Below are 15,367 nucleotides of genomic sequence, written 5' to 3' on the forward strand. Positions count from 1 at the left end.
GGTAATGAAGAAAAATGGGTAATACATCAAGTAAAAGTGGATTGCGTGAATATCTGGAAGCCCTCGGGGTTGCTCTTATTCTGGCTCTGATTATCCGCTCCTTTGTTGTTCAGGCTTTTACTATTCCGTCCGGTTCCATGCTGCAAACATTGCAGATTGGCGATTATTTGCTGGTTAACAAGTTTGCGTATGGTGTCCGGTTTCCATTTACATTAGAAGAAACCAATCCTGATGCGCCATCCATGTGGGCACGGTACTCTGTAGTGCAGGGTGGTGAGATCATCTCTGTGGGAGATCCGCAGAGAGAGGATATAGTGGTTTTTGAGTACCCTAAAGATCCTTCTGTGCATTACATTAAGCGAGTCATCGGTATCCCGGGCGATACCATTGAGATTCGCAATAAGGTTCTCTACCGTAACGGCAGAAAGATTGATGAACCGTATGTACAGCATACCAAAATGATGCCCGGCCCCGGCGACAATTACGGTCCTGTGATTGTACCGAAAGGCAAGTATCTGATGCTTGGCGATAACCGTGACGAATCTTACGATTCCCGTTTCTGGGGATTTGTAGACCGCGATGCGATTGTCGGTAACGCATTGATTATTTACTGGTCCATGAACGGTATGCGTTCTATCCGCTGGGATAGAATCGGTATGCTGGTTCAACAGTAAACGATATATCAACGCAAAAGCCCCTGACAGAATAATTCTGTCAGGGGCTTTTTTATTGTCTCGCTGCTCCTTTTTCTGGAGGAGGAACGCTATGTCCGGCTGGAGTAGTGTTGGCGGATATAGCTCCAATGCGATTAGTTCGTTAAGGGTAAATCAGGTCGTACCTGTTGATGCGATACTTTTGCTGTTAGCTGTTCTGCAGATCACTAATAATGTTCTGCAACTCATTAGCCTGCTGTGCCAGAGTATTGAGCGTGTTACCTGCAAATTGCATTGCTTCAACAATCTCCTGAGAAACTCTTGATACATCAGACACAGCGCGGTTGATTTCTTCACTGGCTGCAGACTGTTCTTCAGCAGCGGCAGCAATGGATGCAACCTGTTCACTGGAAGTTTGCACGACTGACACAATTTCATTCAGGTTTTTACCTGCTTCATCTGCAAGTACGGTTACTTCTTCGACAGCGGTTGTGGTGTTATTCATTCCCTGTACTGTGTTATGAGTACCGGACTGGATAGCATTAACTGCGTTGCCCACTTCGTCTGTAGCCTGCATGGTTTTTTCTGCAAGTTTGCGTACTTCATCCGCAACAACGGCGAATCCTCGACCTGCTTCACCGGCGCGTGCTGCTTCGATTGCTGCGTTAAGCGCCAGCAGGTTTGTCTGGTCTGCGATATCTGTAATCACACCCATAATTTCGCCGATGCCGTCTGCATGCGTGTTAAGCTCATTAAGGCCTTGCTGCATCATATTGAAGTTACTCTGAACCGTGGTAACGCCGTCAGTAACTTTGTGTACTGTGCCAGCGCCATGAGTTGCCATGTCTTTCGCACTTTGTGTGTTCTGTGATGTGCTGGCAGCGTTTTGCGAAACATCAAAAACGGTTGCGTGCATCTGTTCCATGGATACTGCTGTTTCAGTAAGGCGCGAGTTCTGTATACCAAGTTGACTAGAAGTATCCTCAACGATTTTCTGCAGTTCGTTTGCAGAACTTGTAACGTGCGTAACAACCGCTGCAAGACGAGAAGCTGCTTCGGCAATACCTTCGCGCTTAGCTTTTTCAGCCTGCTCGTTTGCCTGTTTTGCCTGCTCAAGTGCCTGCTCTGCAAGTTCAGTTTTTTCATCAGCCTGCTGCTTCATGGCATCTGCTTCAGCAATAAGTTTTTTCAGCATGGCCACCATATTCTGGATGGAAGAGACCAGCTTGCCTACTTCATCCTGCTGACCGTACGTGATGACTGCATCAAGATTACCGTCAGCAATTGCATCAGCGTACCGAATAGTACGTGCAAGTGGAGAGGTGATTCCTTTAATAACAGCTGTACCTAATCCGAGAAGTAAAATGGCGGTAATACCAAAGGTGATGCCGGAAGCCCAAAGGCCACTATTGAAGGCATCGTTTGATTCATTGGTGAGCTTGGTTGCATGAGCTGTTGCATCGTCAATCTGTTGCTGAATGACGTTCATGACAGCTTCGCCGTTTTCATCAAGCGTGTCATCAATGGCAGAGAAGTCATTTTCAAGCTCTTTGAGTGTGGTTGTCCACTCGTTAACAACAGATGGCAACTGCTTGATGCCGTCTGTTTCAAGTTCCATGACGGTGTTATGCATGGCGGCGCAAATTTTTCGTTCACTTGAACGGACACTAAGTTCTTTAATGGCGTCAATATTACTTCTGATGGTTTGGATCTGTGCTTTCAGGATAGCAAGGTCGTCTGTGGATACGCCCTTGTCTTTTTTAAGGATCATCTCCATTGCAACGAGAGAGAATTTGTTGGCGGCGTATTTGATGCTGGAAATTTTCTTTTGCACGCTAGGCAGTGCATTACGAGCAGTAAATGTTTGTGCAACAGAGTCAGTGAGCCTGCCGAGGAACAATCCGCGTTTGTTGATTCTGTCCTGAATTCCGGAAAGTTCGTAATTAAGTGAATTTTGAGTTGTTGTGAGCTTGATGATGAGTTGGCGCAAGTCTGTCTTTGTGGCTATGAGCAGGTTGGCTACTGACTGCTTGGCGTTAGGCAGCCACTCTGCATCACCCACGTAAGGAAGCAGAAACTGGTAGGTGGCTTCGTTGGAAGCTTCGAGCTGGTCAATGAGCGCGAGACGTTCTTTTGAAATGTCCCCTTCCTTTTGATCAACAATGCAATCCATTGCAAGAAGTACGGATTCATTGGCAATGGATTTGTAGTCTGCAAGACCTTTAGTTACATCTTGGTAAGCATTTACTGATTCTAAGGAGGAGAATATCTGGAACGCAGTTTTTGCGCCAATTCCACCAATGACAGTAATTGCTATTATGCCTGCGACAATAAGAAGGTACAATTTTTGTTTAATGGTTAATGACATATGTCTGTACTCCTGTGTGCTTGATAGTCATCAAGCTGGGGTTGGGATTTACGGTTGAGGGGGACAACCGCTGAAGGGAGCGCAAAAAAAAGCCTTACCGCTAGTAAACGGTGTTTATAGTCGGTGTACTAGTGGTAAGGCGGTTTGTTTAATATGTGTTACCAGTTAGTTGACACCTTTTTGGGAAAGGAACCCGCTATATTGTTTGTCTGTTCCTTTAATGTGGTGGGTAAGCCAGTCTTTGAGGAACTTCATAACATCCATTGTTACGGTCAATTTGCCTGACCGCACACCAGCTTCAAACTCCACAACTTCTGACACGAACTTGCGATGCTGTTCGATATGTGCAGGAGTGTCGGGATATCCATGTTCGGCAAAGAGGTCTTCTTCGTAGCCGAAGTGTGTCACTGTGTAATTTTTAAGATTATCGATAACGTTCAATAAATCTTCGTTACTGCGTCTTGCTTTCATCGCAGCGTGTAATTCGTTGATAAGCGAGATGAGTACCTTGTGCTGTTCATCAATGGAGTCGAGGCCGACAGAAAGGTCGTCACTCCAGATAAACAAAGGCCCGTCGCTAGCAGCGGCATTCTCAATATTGCCTTGAGCAAGGCTGGAGATCATGGAGTCCAGTTCTTCCACAAGGCCGGATAATTCAACAATTGCGTTGGCAGCGCTGCTCATGCCGGTGGCTGTTTCAGATGCTACGCGTGTCACGTCGGAGACAGCACGGTTAATTTCTTCAGATGCTGCAGACTGTTCTTCAGACGCTGTTGCAATGGATGCAACCTGAATGGCTGTTTCATCCACAATGGTTACGATATGTTCCATGAACTGACCGGATTCTGTTGCAGCCTCAGTTGAAAGGGAAATGTCATGTGCTGCAAGATCAACTGCTTCAACGTTTTGCTGAGCGTGGGTTTGAATAAGACTTACAGCGCTACCTACTTCCTGAGTGGCTTGCATGGTTTTTTCAGCAAGCTTACGTACTTCATCTGCAACAACAGCAAAACCTCTTCCTGCTTCACCAGCTCTTGCCGCTTCAATGGCAGCATTTAATGCCAGCAGGTTGGTTTGATCTGCAATATCGGAGATTGTGACCATGATCTGGCTAATGGCGTTAGCTTGTGCACCTAGTTGCCCCATAGTTTCTTTGAGTCCGAAAATTCGTTGTTCCATTTGCTGGATGGATTCGACTGCTCTGCGAACGCCGTCAGCGCCTGTTTCTGCATTGTTTTTTGATTCAGAAGCGGAATTTGCAGCGTTGGAAGCGTTCTGTGCAACTTCAATAACAGTGCAGTTCATTTCTTCCATGGCTGTGGCTGTTTCCGTCATGCGTTCATGTTGCACATCGACACCGGCATTAACCTGTTCAATTTGAGCAGAAAGTTCATGTACTGCGTTAAAAGCTTTATTTGAAAGGCTGTGTGCTCTGTTTGCTACATCCTGCATTGAGCTTAGCATTTCCTGTACTTTTTCTTCTTGAGCCTGTGCTGTGCTTACAGCACGTTTAGACTGCTCTTCTGTTATGTTGATAAGATCATTTTTTTTCTGTGTTTCAGAGATAAGAAACGAAAATTTATCTACAACTCCAGTGATTGAGTCGTGCAGTTCTTTTAATTCATAATTAAAAGTACCGTTTAATTTAGCATTAAAATCACCGTTGTGAATCTTAGCAGCATATTCATGAATGCTTCTAAGAGGCGTAATAAGATACATATGTACATTGCGGATGGTAATAATCATCGCAACTAGTGCGGATACAATTAACCCACCCTGTATTGGTATATACCAATAAGATTGTTGAAATACTGTAAATGCATTGTTAATAAGAAAAAGTAATAATGTAGTACTGAAAAGAAATACTACGGATACAGTGATTCTATTTTGCAAGGTCATATGAGCTTCCTTTTCGAGAGTAGAATAAAATTCACCATGTAATTTTTTATGTTTAGAGTAAAGCAGATAATACTATGCTTTTTTTACATAAAATTGTGTGGCGGATTGGTTATGCTCTCTCTCCCCCTGAAACGGTATAATGTCATAATGAATAATAGTAAGATGCTATATTCGCATACGGTACGTGAACTTCTATGAATAAATCGGCATGATTGCTTTGCTCTTTAAAAATATATACGATTTTATTTTACTACGTACAGGACAATACAGAATATTTTAGGAACTGCGAGGTCGATTGTGATTACTGTTGTTTCGTGTGCTGCCCTTGCGGGGATAGATGCCTTTACTGTGGAAATGGAAGTAGACATGACGCGTGCCGGCTTACCGGCATTTACTATGGTCGGTCTTGCTGAAGGTGCTGTGCGCGAAGCAAAAGAGCGCGTAATGGCTGCCCTTAAAAATACGGGGCATAAGCTGCCTCCGGCACGCATTACAGTAAACCTTGCCCCTGCGGATAAACGTAAGGCAGGAAGCGGCTATGACCTTGCTTTAGCGCTAGGGCTGCTGGGGGCAGCAGGAACATTGCCGCCGGAAGCTCTGCAGGGCTGGTTTTTCATAGGTGAACTTTCTCTTACGGGCGAACTGAAGCCTGTGCCAGGCGTACTCCCTATAGCAATTCATGCACGGGAAGCCGGAGCAAAAGGGCTTATTGTTGCACCGGAAAATGCTAATGAGGCAGCTGTGGTTAGCGGACTCTCGGTTTATTCAATGAACACCTTGGGTGAGGTCATTGAGTTTTTAACCGGAACAACAGAGTATGAGCCAGTTGTTGCTGAAGAATTCTCTGCTGATACGTCTTCAGAGTGGATGTATGATTTTTCAGAAGTAAAAGGGCAGGAGCATGCAAAGCGTGCTATTGAGATTGCCGCCGCTGGAAACCACAACTTGTTGTTTGTTGGCCCTCCTGGAAGCGGTAAAACAATGCTTGCAAAACGAATCCCTACTGTTCTCCCCCGTCTGACATTTGATGAAACACTCGAAGTGACAAAAATTTATTCTGTTTCCGGTTTGTTGAATAAGAAACGCTCACTCATAACAGAACGACCATATAGGTCGCCCCATCATACAATTTCAGATGTAGGCTTGGTAGGAGGCGGTACCTATCCGAAGCCGGGCGAGGTTTCCCTTGCACATCGGGGCGTGCTTTTTTTGGATGAATTGCCGGAGTTCAAAAAAACAGTTCTGGAAGTTATGCGTCAGCCGCTAGAAGACGGAGCTGTTACAATCACCCGCTCCAGCATTTCGTTGTCATTTCCGTCAGACTTTATGCTGGTAGCAGCCATGAATCCATGCCCCTGCGGATTTCTGACAGATGATAAACATCCATGTACCTGCAATAACAGACAGGTGGTTAATTATCGGTCAAAACTATCCGGCCCGTTGCTGGATAGAATAGATTTACATGTGGAAGTACCGGCCGTGAAATATGATGACTTGCAGGCAACTGACGGAATCAGTTCTCAAGCGATGCGCAGTCGCATCGAAGCAGCGAGGGCAATTCAGGAAGCCCGGTATGAGGGTACCCCTTTGAAAACTAATGCCGATCTTTCAGGGCGCTGGCTTGAGACGTTTGCAACAATTTCTGATGCTGAACATACGTTTTTGCGCAGTGCTGTGGAAACGCTCGGATTGTCAGCCCGTGCATACACTCGTGTTTTGCGTATTGCTCGAACGATTGCAGATTTGGCAGGTGTGCCGGATATTGGCGTTGCCCATATTGCAGAAGCAATTAATTGCCGTACGTTGGACAGGGAGTAACATCGCGAATTGTGCGGCGTTCTCGTTTTGATGGTGCAACCCAATAATTCAAAAAAAGCCAAGCTCATATTTTTGAGCTTGGCTTTTATCTTTTTCATCTGTTGCACTCTAAGATGGCAGAATGCCACTAGTGACGGAGGTGCTGCGCTATTCTGAAGCAGCCAGTCTGATGCCGAGGCCGATAAGTATGGAACCGGCAGTAGCTTCAATGAAAGAACGGCTTTTGGGAGCAGTCATAACTTGTTTTGCTTTTTCAATAATGCTCGCAAGTAAACATTGCCAGATGAATGAAATGGCAAAGTGAATGCTGGTCAGGAAAAAAATCTGTGTAAGCGGGTCAGCGCCTGCACGCATAAACTGTGGCATGAACGTAATATAGAAAATTGCGGTCTTAGGATTCAGCACATTGGAAAGAATACCTTCCCTAAATGATCTGCTGATAATTACAGGCTCTGATTGGGCTACAATATTTTCGTCCTGCAATGCTGTCGTATACCGCTTTTTTGCATCCCAGAGATTCTGTGCACCGAGCCATACAATATAAAAGGCACCGATAATTTTGATAAAATGATATAACTGGGCTGAATTATAAAGAATCAAAGCCAGGCCGCACCCTGATATAGCTGCATGGAAAAAGAGGCCGGTACAGATACCGGCGCTGGTAATTGCACCGTCGACAATCCCGCCACGTATGCTGTTTCGGATAACCATCATGGTATCCGCACCGGGGATCATTGAGAGAATGGTGATAGCGATAAGAAATTCACCGAAATTATCTGGAAGCATATCGGCTCCGTCACAGTTCACCCTATCGGGCACAGGTAAAGGTTACTACGTACAAACTGTGTCAGAAACTGTTTGTCTGCGCAACGAAAAGCCTGCTTCTTTTTTCCGTTAAATTGCATAGTCTTGGGCACAGTGGTTAATCGAAGAAGGAAGAGATGAAGCTATTTTTTCTTCTTCTTTTTTCCGCCTTTTTTCCCGCCGCCTGTCCGGCGTCTGGGTTTTCCGCCCGTTTTGGGGCGTGGCGCCATTTGGCGTTCCTGCCGTTTGGTATAGGTGCGTTCTGTGCCGGTACGAGCCTGTTCTTCAAGGAGCTTGTGATAGTTGTCCAGCCTGCGCTGAGTCAACGTTCCAGCAGCAATGGCTTGCTGCACTGCGCAGTCAGGTTCCTGATCGTGCTGGCAGTCGACAAATGCACAGTTGTCGATGAGCTCCTGAATGTCATGAAAAATTTCTTTTACGGCTTCTTCGCAGGCGGGCAATTGCAGCTCTCGGAAACCGGGAACGTCCATAATTGTCCCCCCGTACGGCATGACGTACAGAGTTCGGCTGGATGTAGTGTGTCTTCCTTTGCTGTCGATATCGCGGATGGCTCCGGTAGGAGTTACCTCTTCCCCCACCATTGTGTTAATGAGGGTCGATTTTCCGACACCGGATGATCCTACAAGTGCAATGGAGTGACCATGTCCGCACCAGTCGCTGAGCATCTCTGCTGTTCTGTCCTGTCTGCCGTCCACAGCCAGAACCGGAATGTCCTGATACAGCTCTTTGGTTTCAGCAACACATTGCTCGACAAATGACGGATCAGCCTCGTCTGCCTTGGTAAGAATAATGACAGGTGAAGCCCCGCATTGCACAGCAAGAGCCAGATAGCGCTCCAGGCGGGAAAGATTAAAATCGTGGTTTAGAGAGGAAACAATAAAGACAGTATCAAGGTTGGCTGCAACAAGTTGTACAGTCTTTTCGTTTTGTGGAGAGCGACGAACAAACACTGTTTTGCGTTCCAACATGCGCACGGGGTATTGCTTGTTTTTATCAAGTACAAGCCAGTCACCCACAGTGGGTTTTGCTTCAGCTTTGCCACCAAGCCAGTTGCCCGGCAGAGACATTTGAACTTTACCGAATGTGCCCCACACATTCATAAGTACAGCATGGATGCTGCATACGCGGGCAACGATTTCGGTATTCTCGTCCTCGGCAAGCTGCTGGCTGAAATGTTCAGACCAGCCGAGTGTAGTAAGAATATTGTCTTTTTGCATGTCGTCCAATTGCAAGTGTGTCGTCTCCTTCGGTCACAAAAAAGAAACCGATGTGTAAAATTGCTGCTGTTCTCAGTGCAGTATAGCAGAGCGTGCGTCAAGTCCCAAATGCCCGCTACGAGACAGCACAAAAATAGCGGACGAGCCTTATGGTTCATCCGCTATTTGTATTTATATTTGTAAGACGGTCGGCTGATTAATTCTTTACTGCGTTCTCAGAAGCGTAGACTTCTTCAAGGATGGCATCCGCGCCTTTGCCTTTGACAACATCAGCAAGATCAAGACCTACCTGACGGGCATTCTCTTCTGTACCTGTTGCTGTTTCGCGGATTTTGCGGACACCTTCAAGATCAGCAACAAAGCCTACCATCTCAAAGTTGTCATCATCAGTCATGGTTGCAAAGCCTGCGATTGGTACCTGACAGCCACCCTGCAATCCGAAAAGGAAGCCGCGTTCTGCTTCAACGCAGATACGGGTAGGGCGATGTTCGAGGAATGCAAGCATTTCATGCAGGTCTTCGCGATCCTGATGGAATTCAATGCCGAGCGCACCCTGACCTACAGCTGGCAGGAAGCGAGGTGCACCAAGGATTTCATTTTTCGGTGCGGAAAGACCAAGTCGTTTAAGACCGGAAGTTGCCATGATGATAGCGTCGAATTCGCCGTCCATGAGCTTGCGAAGACGGGTGTCTACGTTGCCGCGTAATGATACGACATTAAGGTCAGGACGAAGAGCCAGAAGCTGGGACTGACGACGCAGTGAACTTGTGCCCACAGTGGCACCTTCTGGAAGATCATCAAGAGAATCGTACTGTACGGAAAGGAATGTGTCCGATGGATTTTCACGCTCAGGGATGCAGCCAAGGATCAGACCTTCAGGAAGTTCCATAGGAACATCTTTCATGGAGTGAACTGCGATGTCGGCGCGTCCGTCGAGCAGAGCCTCTTCAATTTCCTTAACAAAAAGACCTTTGCCGCCAACCTTGGCAAGCGGAACATCAAGGATGATGTCGCCTTTTGTTTTCAGAATCAAAAGCTCTACAGTCGTGCCTTCATGTTCTTTTTCAATACAGTCCTTAATATGGTTAGCCTGCCATAAGGCGAGCTTGGAACCGCGGGTAGCAATAACGATTTTCTTCATGTCGTGTCCGAAAGTGCTTGGTAGTTCGAGGTAAGTCTACGGATTAGCCGCAGGTAGAACAATTGCCGCCAGAGCAGCCGGAACAGCTTGAGCCGCCGGAAGAGCCGGTCGGGGCGGAGATGCTGCCTCCGGACATCTTAAATTTGGTAGCAGAAAGTAATTTTTGTGTGTTGGAAGAGTTGCAGGCAGGGCACTCTGGAGTTTCGTCACCAAAAACAAGTTCTTCAAACTCGTTGCCGCAATCTTCGCATACGTATTCATACAAAGGCATAGCCGTTGCTCCTTATCTATCTGTTCAGGCGAATAGATAGTGCGAAATTGAAAAAGGTCAATATATTCGGGTGAAATTTTTATTCAGCGGCTTCCAGATCTGCCTGTAATGCTGCTGCGTCTTCAAACAGATAGTAGTCGGTAAGCTGGCAGAGAAGGTGCCCGATGGTGAGCTGTACTTCCTGAATAAGCGGTGTATGCGCATGTGGAACATCAAGAAGGATATCGCATAGGTCTTTCATTTTGCCGCCACCGTTTCCGGTGAAGCCGACAGTCAGGAGTCCGCGTTCGTGGGCTGCATTGAATGCATTGATAATGTTGGCAGAGTTACCGGATGTGGAAATGCCTACAAGAATATCGTTTTTATTCCCCAGAGCCTGAACCTGTTTGGAAAATACAAAGTCATAGCCGTAGTCGTTACCGATGGCTGTGAGAATGGAAGTGTCGGTTGTCAGGGCAATGGACGGAAGCGGAGGGCGTTCGATAAGAAAGCGGTTCACGAACTCTGCAGCAAGGTGCTGTGCATCAGCTGCACTGCCGCCGTTTCCGCAAAATAAAATTTTACCGCCTTTTGCAAGACAAACAGCGAACTTGCGCGCAACTGCGTCTACTTCTTCGGCATGTTGAGAAAAATATTCTTCGCGCAGGCGGGCGCCTTCGCGTGCATGTTCTAAGATAGTGTCTATTGCTTGTTGGGTCATCAATTCTCCAAACGCATTTACATGCGTACGATATTGTATACAGGTCAGTATCACCTGACGAAAAGGAAGTACACTATATAGGCGGGTGTGACAATGTGTGAAAGCAAGCTGAAAAAGTTCTATTATTTGAGTATGCTGAATGTTTCATGTTCATATGTTTTTACTGCCTGTTAAGAAAATACAGGTAACTGCCGAGATTTACTGTTGTACGGAAAAAAGCTGGTGGTACAATTGGAATTATGCGATGCATTTTATCATACATTTCTTGAAGTCATAGCCGGTTTTTACTAGAGAACTGCGATGCACCATAAAATTTCTACTATTTGTATTGTAACCAAAGCTTCACACGAAGAAGCAGCTGCTCTGGGGAAGAAATTGCTCGGCTGGTTTGCTGCGCGCAATGTACAGGGGATTATTTGCGAAAACGGTACCGAACAGTGGGCTGATACTCGCAAATCCATACAGTGTGACCTCGTATTGGTACTTGGTGGTGACGGAACGTTATTGAGTGTTGCGCGTCACCTTGTGGGACGAGAGGTTCCGCTGGTGGGAATTAATATGGGCAAAGTCGGGTTTCTTGCAGAAATACCGAGTGATGCCTGGGAAGAGCGTTTGCAAGCTGTTCTTGACGGGAATATACAATTCCGCAGACGGTTGGCGCTTGCCTGTACGGTAACCCGTGGTGACGAGATAGTGTGCAGCGGTGTTGCTGCGAATGATTTTGTCCTTAACAGAGGGGCACTTGCCCGTGTTGTGAGGCTGGATCTTTCTGTGAATGGCAGTCCAATGGGTGAGGTGCGGGCAGACGGGATTATTGTCGCGACTCCTTCCGGTTCTACAGGATACGCCATTTCTGCAGGTGGTCCGCTGGTACATCCTGACATGGATGCGTATTCAGTGACTCCTGTCTGTGCATTTTTACGCAGTCTGTACCCGATGGTGCTTCCCGGTGAACATATTTTCTCTGCTGCGGTACGCTCTGCAGATGCTGACTTGTTCCTCACGCAGGATGGACAGGAAGGTGTCCTGTTACAGACTGATGATGTTGTTTCTATCTCCAAGGCGCAGGGTGGCTTACTGTACGCTGAATTTGATGATAACTCGTACTATAATAAACTGCTTACACGAGGGTTTATTCGCGAGAATTGCTAGACCGGAACGGTGCATGAGGGAGGATGACAATGGGAAGAGAACTGCCTGTGATTGCGTCAGCACGGGATGTCCGTTGGGGACAGGATGCTGACATGGATGCCTGGCTGCATCATTTCAAGACAGAAAATAACATTGAACACCTCATGAATCCGGAACATGTTGCGTCCGATGAGCAACTGAAGTTCATGGTTGCTCTTGATGAGCAGCAGGTATTTATCCCATGTTCCGATGAAATACTTATGTGCCTGATGGAAGAAAAGCCGTCAGGCGATTTAATGCGAGAATATGGCCGAATCTGGCTGCACACCGTGCGACTTATCCGGAAGCATGCATTCAACATGTACCATGAACGTAAGGTACGTGCTTTTTGCCGGCTGCGGTTTAAGACGCATCTCTCATCGCGGATTATGATTCCATCCCGTCTGCTGAAGCGTATGAACAGCATAGTGCTGACGCAGTGTTCACTGGTTGATCCTTCTGATGAAGATAAGATGGAAGAAAATCGCCGTGCGTTTGAATATATCAACAAGCCGGCAACAGACAGGATGCTGTATGCAACCCCGTCTGAATGTATGTATAACCCTGACGTGCGTAATTTACGTTCTGAGCTTGATTCCATAGAACTCCTGCGTCTTATGTATCTGTCTACATTACCGGCGCTGTGGAGCAGCAGTACGCCTTCGTATTTGGACGTGGAGAAAGCGATTAACGCACCGTGCCCGACAGCGCACTCAATGGAAGTGCTTCTCGGGTCTGAGAAGGATGAGAGAAAGACAATTCTGTTTCTGCCGGAAAGCAGTGGCGGGATAGTATTTGACCTCTTCTTTATCAGAGCGTTACTCAGGCAGGGACATAAGGTTATTCTGGCGTTGAAAGAAGGTTTTTTGTTCGATTCACCGACTTTTTGGGATGCTATGCAGGATCCGGTGCTGGTTGAACTGTGCAAAGGCGCAAAGATGGTTTCAAACGATACCATTACAAAAAATTTGTTACTCGCGCTGCTGCGGTCGCATCGTTTTCTCATTATTTCAGACGGGATGCGTGAAAAGCTGAACTTGTACAAAACCAATGTGACATTTTCCAGAGCATGGAAGGAATGTGATGTTGTTTTTGCCAAGGGTGCAGAAAACTACGACAATCTGATCAACTGCGGACACAGCTTTACCCGTGACGTTCTCGGGTATTACAGGAAGAAAGACGGAACATTTGTTCTGGAAGCAAAGCCGCGGGCTGGTAACGTTCGAAAATTCAGTGAAGAAGCCATCAACGCTATGGCGAACAGAATTATTGAAACCATGCGCAAGGAAAAGGAAAAAGGACGCAGCGTGATGTTTTATAGCGCTGTTATCGGTTCCATTCCGGGCGAAACAGATACTGCAATCAAAGTCGTTAATACCTTTGTTGCCCATCTGCGCAGCAGGCTCGACAGTACGTTTATTATCAATCCTGCTGAACACTTTGAAGAAGGCATGGACGGCGATGATCTTATGTTCATGTGGGAGCAGGTTCAGCGAAGCGGGTTGCTTGACGTCTGGCGTTTTCAGACAGTTGAAGATATAGAAACTAGCTTTACGCTGCTTGATCGCAAGGTTCCTTCTATCTGGTCCGGTAAAGACTCTACGTTTTCCACCGGTTGTACAAAAGAAATGCGCATTGCTCTGGATGTGCAGAAGAAGAATCCTGAACTGCAGATAATCGGGCCTAGTTCTGAAAAATTTTTCCGTAGAGCAGAATATGGTGTCGGCAAGTATTACGATGCCGGTATTACCTCTATGTAGTAAGAATGCTAACAATAAAGTAACAGGCTACCTTGTATAGAGCATGCAGGGTAGCCGTTCTTCGGTATTTTCCGGAAGATAGATGTAAGGAGAGTGTTATGGCTGATTTTGAAGTAGTCATCGGGCTTGAGGTTCATGCTCAGCTCAAGACGGAATCAAAATTATTCTGTTCCTGCTCGACCCGTTTCGGGTCAGAGCCGAATGAAAACGTGTGTGAAGTTTGTTCCGGTATGCCGGGGGCACTGCCGACTTTGAATGCAAAAGCAGTGGAGTTTGCCGCTAAAATGGGTCTTGCAATGAATTGTAATGTAAGCCTTGGTTCCATTTTTGAGCGTAAAAACTACTTCTACCCTGATTCTCCTAACGGCTATCAGATTTCTCAGCTGGACAATGCAATCTGTCAGAATGGCTATATTGAAATTCCTGTTGGCGAATCTACAAAACGTGTGGGCATTACCCGTATTCAGCTGGAAAACGATGCCGGTAAATCCATCCACTCTCAGGCCGAAAATCTTTCCTATGTAGATTTCAACCGTACCGGTGTGCCGCTTATTGAGATTGTATCCGATCCGGATATGCGCAGTGCAGAGCAGGCTGTTTCCTACCTGAAAACACTGCACTCTATTCTTCTGTACCTTGATATCTGCGACGGTAACATGGAAGAAGGCAGCTTCCGCTGCGATGCTAACGTTTCCTTGCGTCCTCGCGGGCAGGAAGAATTCGGTACCCGTGTTGAACTGAAGAATATGAACTCGTTCCGTAACGTGCAGCGTGGTATTGAATACGAAATTGCACGTCAGGAAGATTTGATTCTCGACGGCGAAGAAGTGGTTCAGGAAACCCGCCTGTACAATGCAGAAAAGAATATTACAGCGTCTATGCGCGGCAAAGAAGAAGCGCATGACTACCGTTACTTCCCAGATCCGGATCTTATTCCGATTAAACTTACTGAAGAGCAAGTTGCAGGCTGGAAGAGCGAGTTGCCAGAATTGCCGCTTGAAAAACGTGCCCGTTTTGAATCCGAGTTTGGTCTGCCTGAATATGATGCAAATCTTCTGACACAGGATAGAGCCATCGCTGAGTACTTTGAAGCAGCGGTCGGGTGCTTTAATAACCCTAAAAAGTTAAGCAACTTTATGATGGGGCAGTTCATGCGTGAATTAAATGAGCGCAGTATTGCAGTCGCAGATGTTGCACTTGCACCAGAACACTTTGCAGAACTGGTACGGATAGTAGAAGAAGGCATGATATCCACTAAGATCGGGAATGATGTTTTACCTGAACTTATGGAGAAAGGCGGTTCCGCAGAAGCCTTTGTAAAAGAGAAAGGCATGGTTCAGATTTCTGATTCGTCTGAACTTGAATCAGTTGTGGACGAAGTTATTGCAGAAAATCCTTCAGAGGCGGAAGCATATCGCGGCGGAAAGCACAAATTGCAAAGCTTCTTCGTTGGTCAGGTGATGCGTAAAACACGCGGAAAAGCTAATCCTGCTCTAGTAAACGAATTGTTACAGAAGAAATTGTAACATATTTAAAAAAGTGCAT

At 46.4% G+C, this 15,367-nt stretch carries 12 protein-coding genes; 5 read left to right on the forward strand and 7 right to left on the reverse strand.

The features are described 5' to 3' along the window. Positions 1-14: 14 nt before the first annotated feature. Positions 15-674 carry a signal peptidase I gene (gene lepB / locus SP90_RS06560; protein WP_066853810.1) on the forward strand — a complete coding sequence of 220 codons (660 nt, stop codon included), beginning with the start codon at positions 15-17 and terminating at the stop codon, positions 672-674. A 187-nt stretch (positions 675-861) separates the two neighbouring features. Here the strand turns inward: lepB and SP90_RS06565 are convergent, their stop codons facing one another. Both SP90_RS06565 and SP90_RS06570 read right to left on the reverse strand, forming a co-directional pair. Then, positions 862-3,021: a methyl-accepting chemotaxis protein gene (locus SP90_RS06565; RefSeq protein ID WP_066853812.1), complete on the reverse strand. Its 2,160-nt coding sequence runs from the start codon at positions 3,019-3,021 to the stop codon at positions 862-864. A 165-nt stretch (positions 3,022-3,186) separates the two neighbouring features. Beyond that, positions 3,187-4,920 (reverse strand): bacteriohemerythrin, encoded by a 1,734-nt coding sequence (locus SP90_RS06570; RefSeq protein ID WP_066853814.1) that lies wholly within the window; start codon positions 4,918-4,920, stop codon positions 3,187-3,189. A 297-nt stretch (positions 4,921-5,217) separates the two neighbouring features. Here SP90_RS06570 and SP90_RS06575 point away from each other — a divergent pair, with 297 nt between their 5' ends. Further along, the gene (locus SP90_RS06575; protein WP_066853816.1) at positions 5,218-6,738 is read left to right on the forward strand and encodes a YifB family Mg chelatase-like AAA ATPase; all 1,521 of its coding nucleotides are present in this window, start codon (positions 5,218-5,220) and stop codon (positions 6,736-6,738) included. A gap of 147 nt (positions 6,739-6,885) precedes the next feature. Here SP90_RS06575 and SP90_RS06580 read toward each other — a convergent pair whose 3' ends face one another. From SP90_RS06580 to SP90_RS06600, 5 genes are all read right to left on the reverse strand, one after another. Then, positions 6,886-7,524, reverse strand: a complete 639-nt coding sequence (locus SP90_RS06580) for a LysE family translocator (RefSeq protein WP_066853818.1) — start codon at positions 7,522-7,524, stop codon at positions 6,886-6,888. A gap of 161 nt (positions 7,525-7,685) precedes the next feature. Next, on the reverse strand, positions 7,686-8,795 hold the full coding sequence (gene rsgA, locus SP90_RS06585) for a ribosome small subunit-dependent GTPase A (protein WP_157471208.1): 1,110 nt from the start codon (positions 8,793-8,795) through the stop codon (positions 7,686-7,688). A 181-nt stretch (positions 8,796-8,976) separates the two neighbouring features. Continuing rightward, positions 8,977-9,921, reverse strand: a complete 945-nt coding sequence (hemC, locus tag SP90_RS06590) for a hydroxymethylbilane synthase (protein WP_066853822.1) — start codon at positions 9,919-9,921, stop codon at positions 8,977-8,979. Between the two features lie 43 nt (positions 9,922-9,964). Then, positions 9,965-10,192 carry an FmdB family zinc ribbon protein gene (locus SP90_RS06595; protein ID WP_066853823.1) on the reverse strand — a complete coding sequence of 76 codons (228 nt, stop codon included), beginning with the start codon at positions 10,190-10,192 and terminating at the stop codon, positions 9,965-9,967. A 79-nt stretch (positions 10,193-10,271) separates the two neighbouring features. Continuing rightward, on the reverse strand, positions 10,272-10,892 hold the full coding sequence (locus SP90_RS06600) for a D-sedoheptulose 7-phosphate isomerase (protein WP_066853825.1): 621 nt from the start codon (positions 10,890-10,892) through the stop codon (positions 10,272-10,274). Between the two features lie 300 nt (positions 10,893-11,192). Here SP90_RS06600 and SP90_RS06605 point away from each other — a divergent pair, with 300 nt between their 5' ends. The 3 genes from SP90_RS06605 (at position 11,193) to gatB (ending at position 15,348) form a co-directional block, all read left to right on the forward strand. Next, the gene (locus tag SP90_RS06605; RefSeq protein WP_066853827.1) at positions 11,193-12,044 is read left to right on the forward strand and encodes an NAD(+)/NADH kinase; all 852 of its coding nucleotides are present in this window, start codon (positions 11,193-11,195) and stop codon (positions 12,042-12,044) included. A gap of 29 nt (positions 12,045-12,073) precedes the next feature. Further along, entirely contained in the window at positions 12,074-13,822 is a 1,749-nt protein-coding gene (locus SP90_RS06610) for an ARMT1-like domain-containing protein (protein ID WP_157471209.1), read from the forward strand. Between the two features lie 98 nt (positions 13,823-13,920). After that, the gene (gene gatB, locus SP90_RS06615) at positions 13,921-15,348 is read left to right on the forward strand and encodes an Asp-tRNA(Asn)/Glu-tRNA(Gln) amidotransferase subunit GatB (RefSeq protein WP_066853831.1); all 1,428 of its coding nucleotides are present in this window, start codon (positions 13,921-13,923) and stop codon (positions 15,346-15,348) included. Positions 15,349-15,367 lie beyond the last annotated feature (19 nt).

It is taken from the genome of Halodesulfovibrio spirochaetisodalis (assembly GCF_001672295.1).
Taxonomy (GTDB): Bacteria; Desulfobacterota; Desulfovibrionia; order Desulfovibrionales; family Desulfovibrionaceae; genus Halodesulfovibrio; species Halodesulfovibrio spirochaetisodalis.

What these genes read in the sequence shown, in the direction of transcription:
- lepB (WP_066853810.1), top strand. Translation starts at nt 15, where the DNA reads ATGGGTAATACATCAAGTAAAAGTGGATTGCGTGAATATCTGGAAGCC.
- SP90_RS06565 (WP_066853812.1), bottom strand. Translation starts at nt 3,021, where the DNA reads ATGTCATTAACCATTAAACAAAAATTGTACCTTCTTATTGTCGCAGGC.
- SP90_RS06570 (WP_066853814.1), bottom strand. Translation starts at nt 4,920, where the DNA reads ATGACCTTGCAAAATAGAATCACTGTATCCGTAGTATTTCTTTTCAGT.
- SP90_RS06580 (WP_066853818.1), bottom strand. Translation starts at nt 7,524, where the DNA reads ATGCTTCCAGATAATTTCGGTGAATTTCTTATCGCTATCACCATTCTC.
- hemC (WP_066853822.1), bottom strand. Translation starts at nt 9,921, where the DNA reads ATGAAGAAAATCGTTATTGCTACCCGCGGTTCCAAGCTCGCCTTATGG.
- SP90_RS06595 (WP_066853823.1), bottom strand. Translation starts at nt 10,192, where the DNA reads ATGCCTTTGTATGAATACGTATGCGAAGATTGCGGCAACGAGTTTGAA.
- SP90_RS06600 (WP_066853825.1), bottom strand. Translation starts at nt 10,892, where the DNA reads ATGACCCAACAAGCAATAGACACTATCTTAGAACATGCACGCGAAGGC.
- SP90_RS06605 (WP_066853827.1), top strand. Translation starts at nt 11,193, where the DNA reads ATGCACCATAAAATTTCTACTATTTGTATTGTAACCAAAGCTTCACAC.
- SP90_RS06610 (WP_157471209.1), top strand. Translation starts at nt 12,074, where the DNA reads ATGGGAAGAGAACTGCCTGTGATTGCGTCAGCACGGGATGTCCGTTGG.
- gatB (WP_066853831.1), top strand. Translation starts at nt 13,921, where the DNA reads ATGGCTGATTTTGAAGTAGTCATCGGGCTTGAGGTTCATGCTCAGCTC.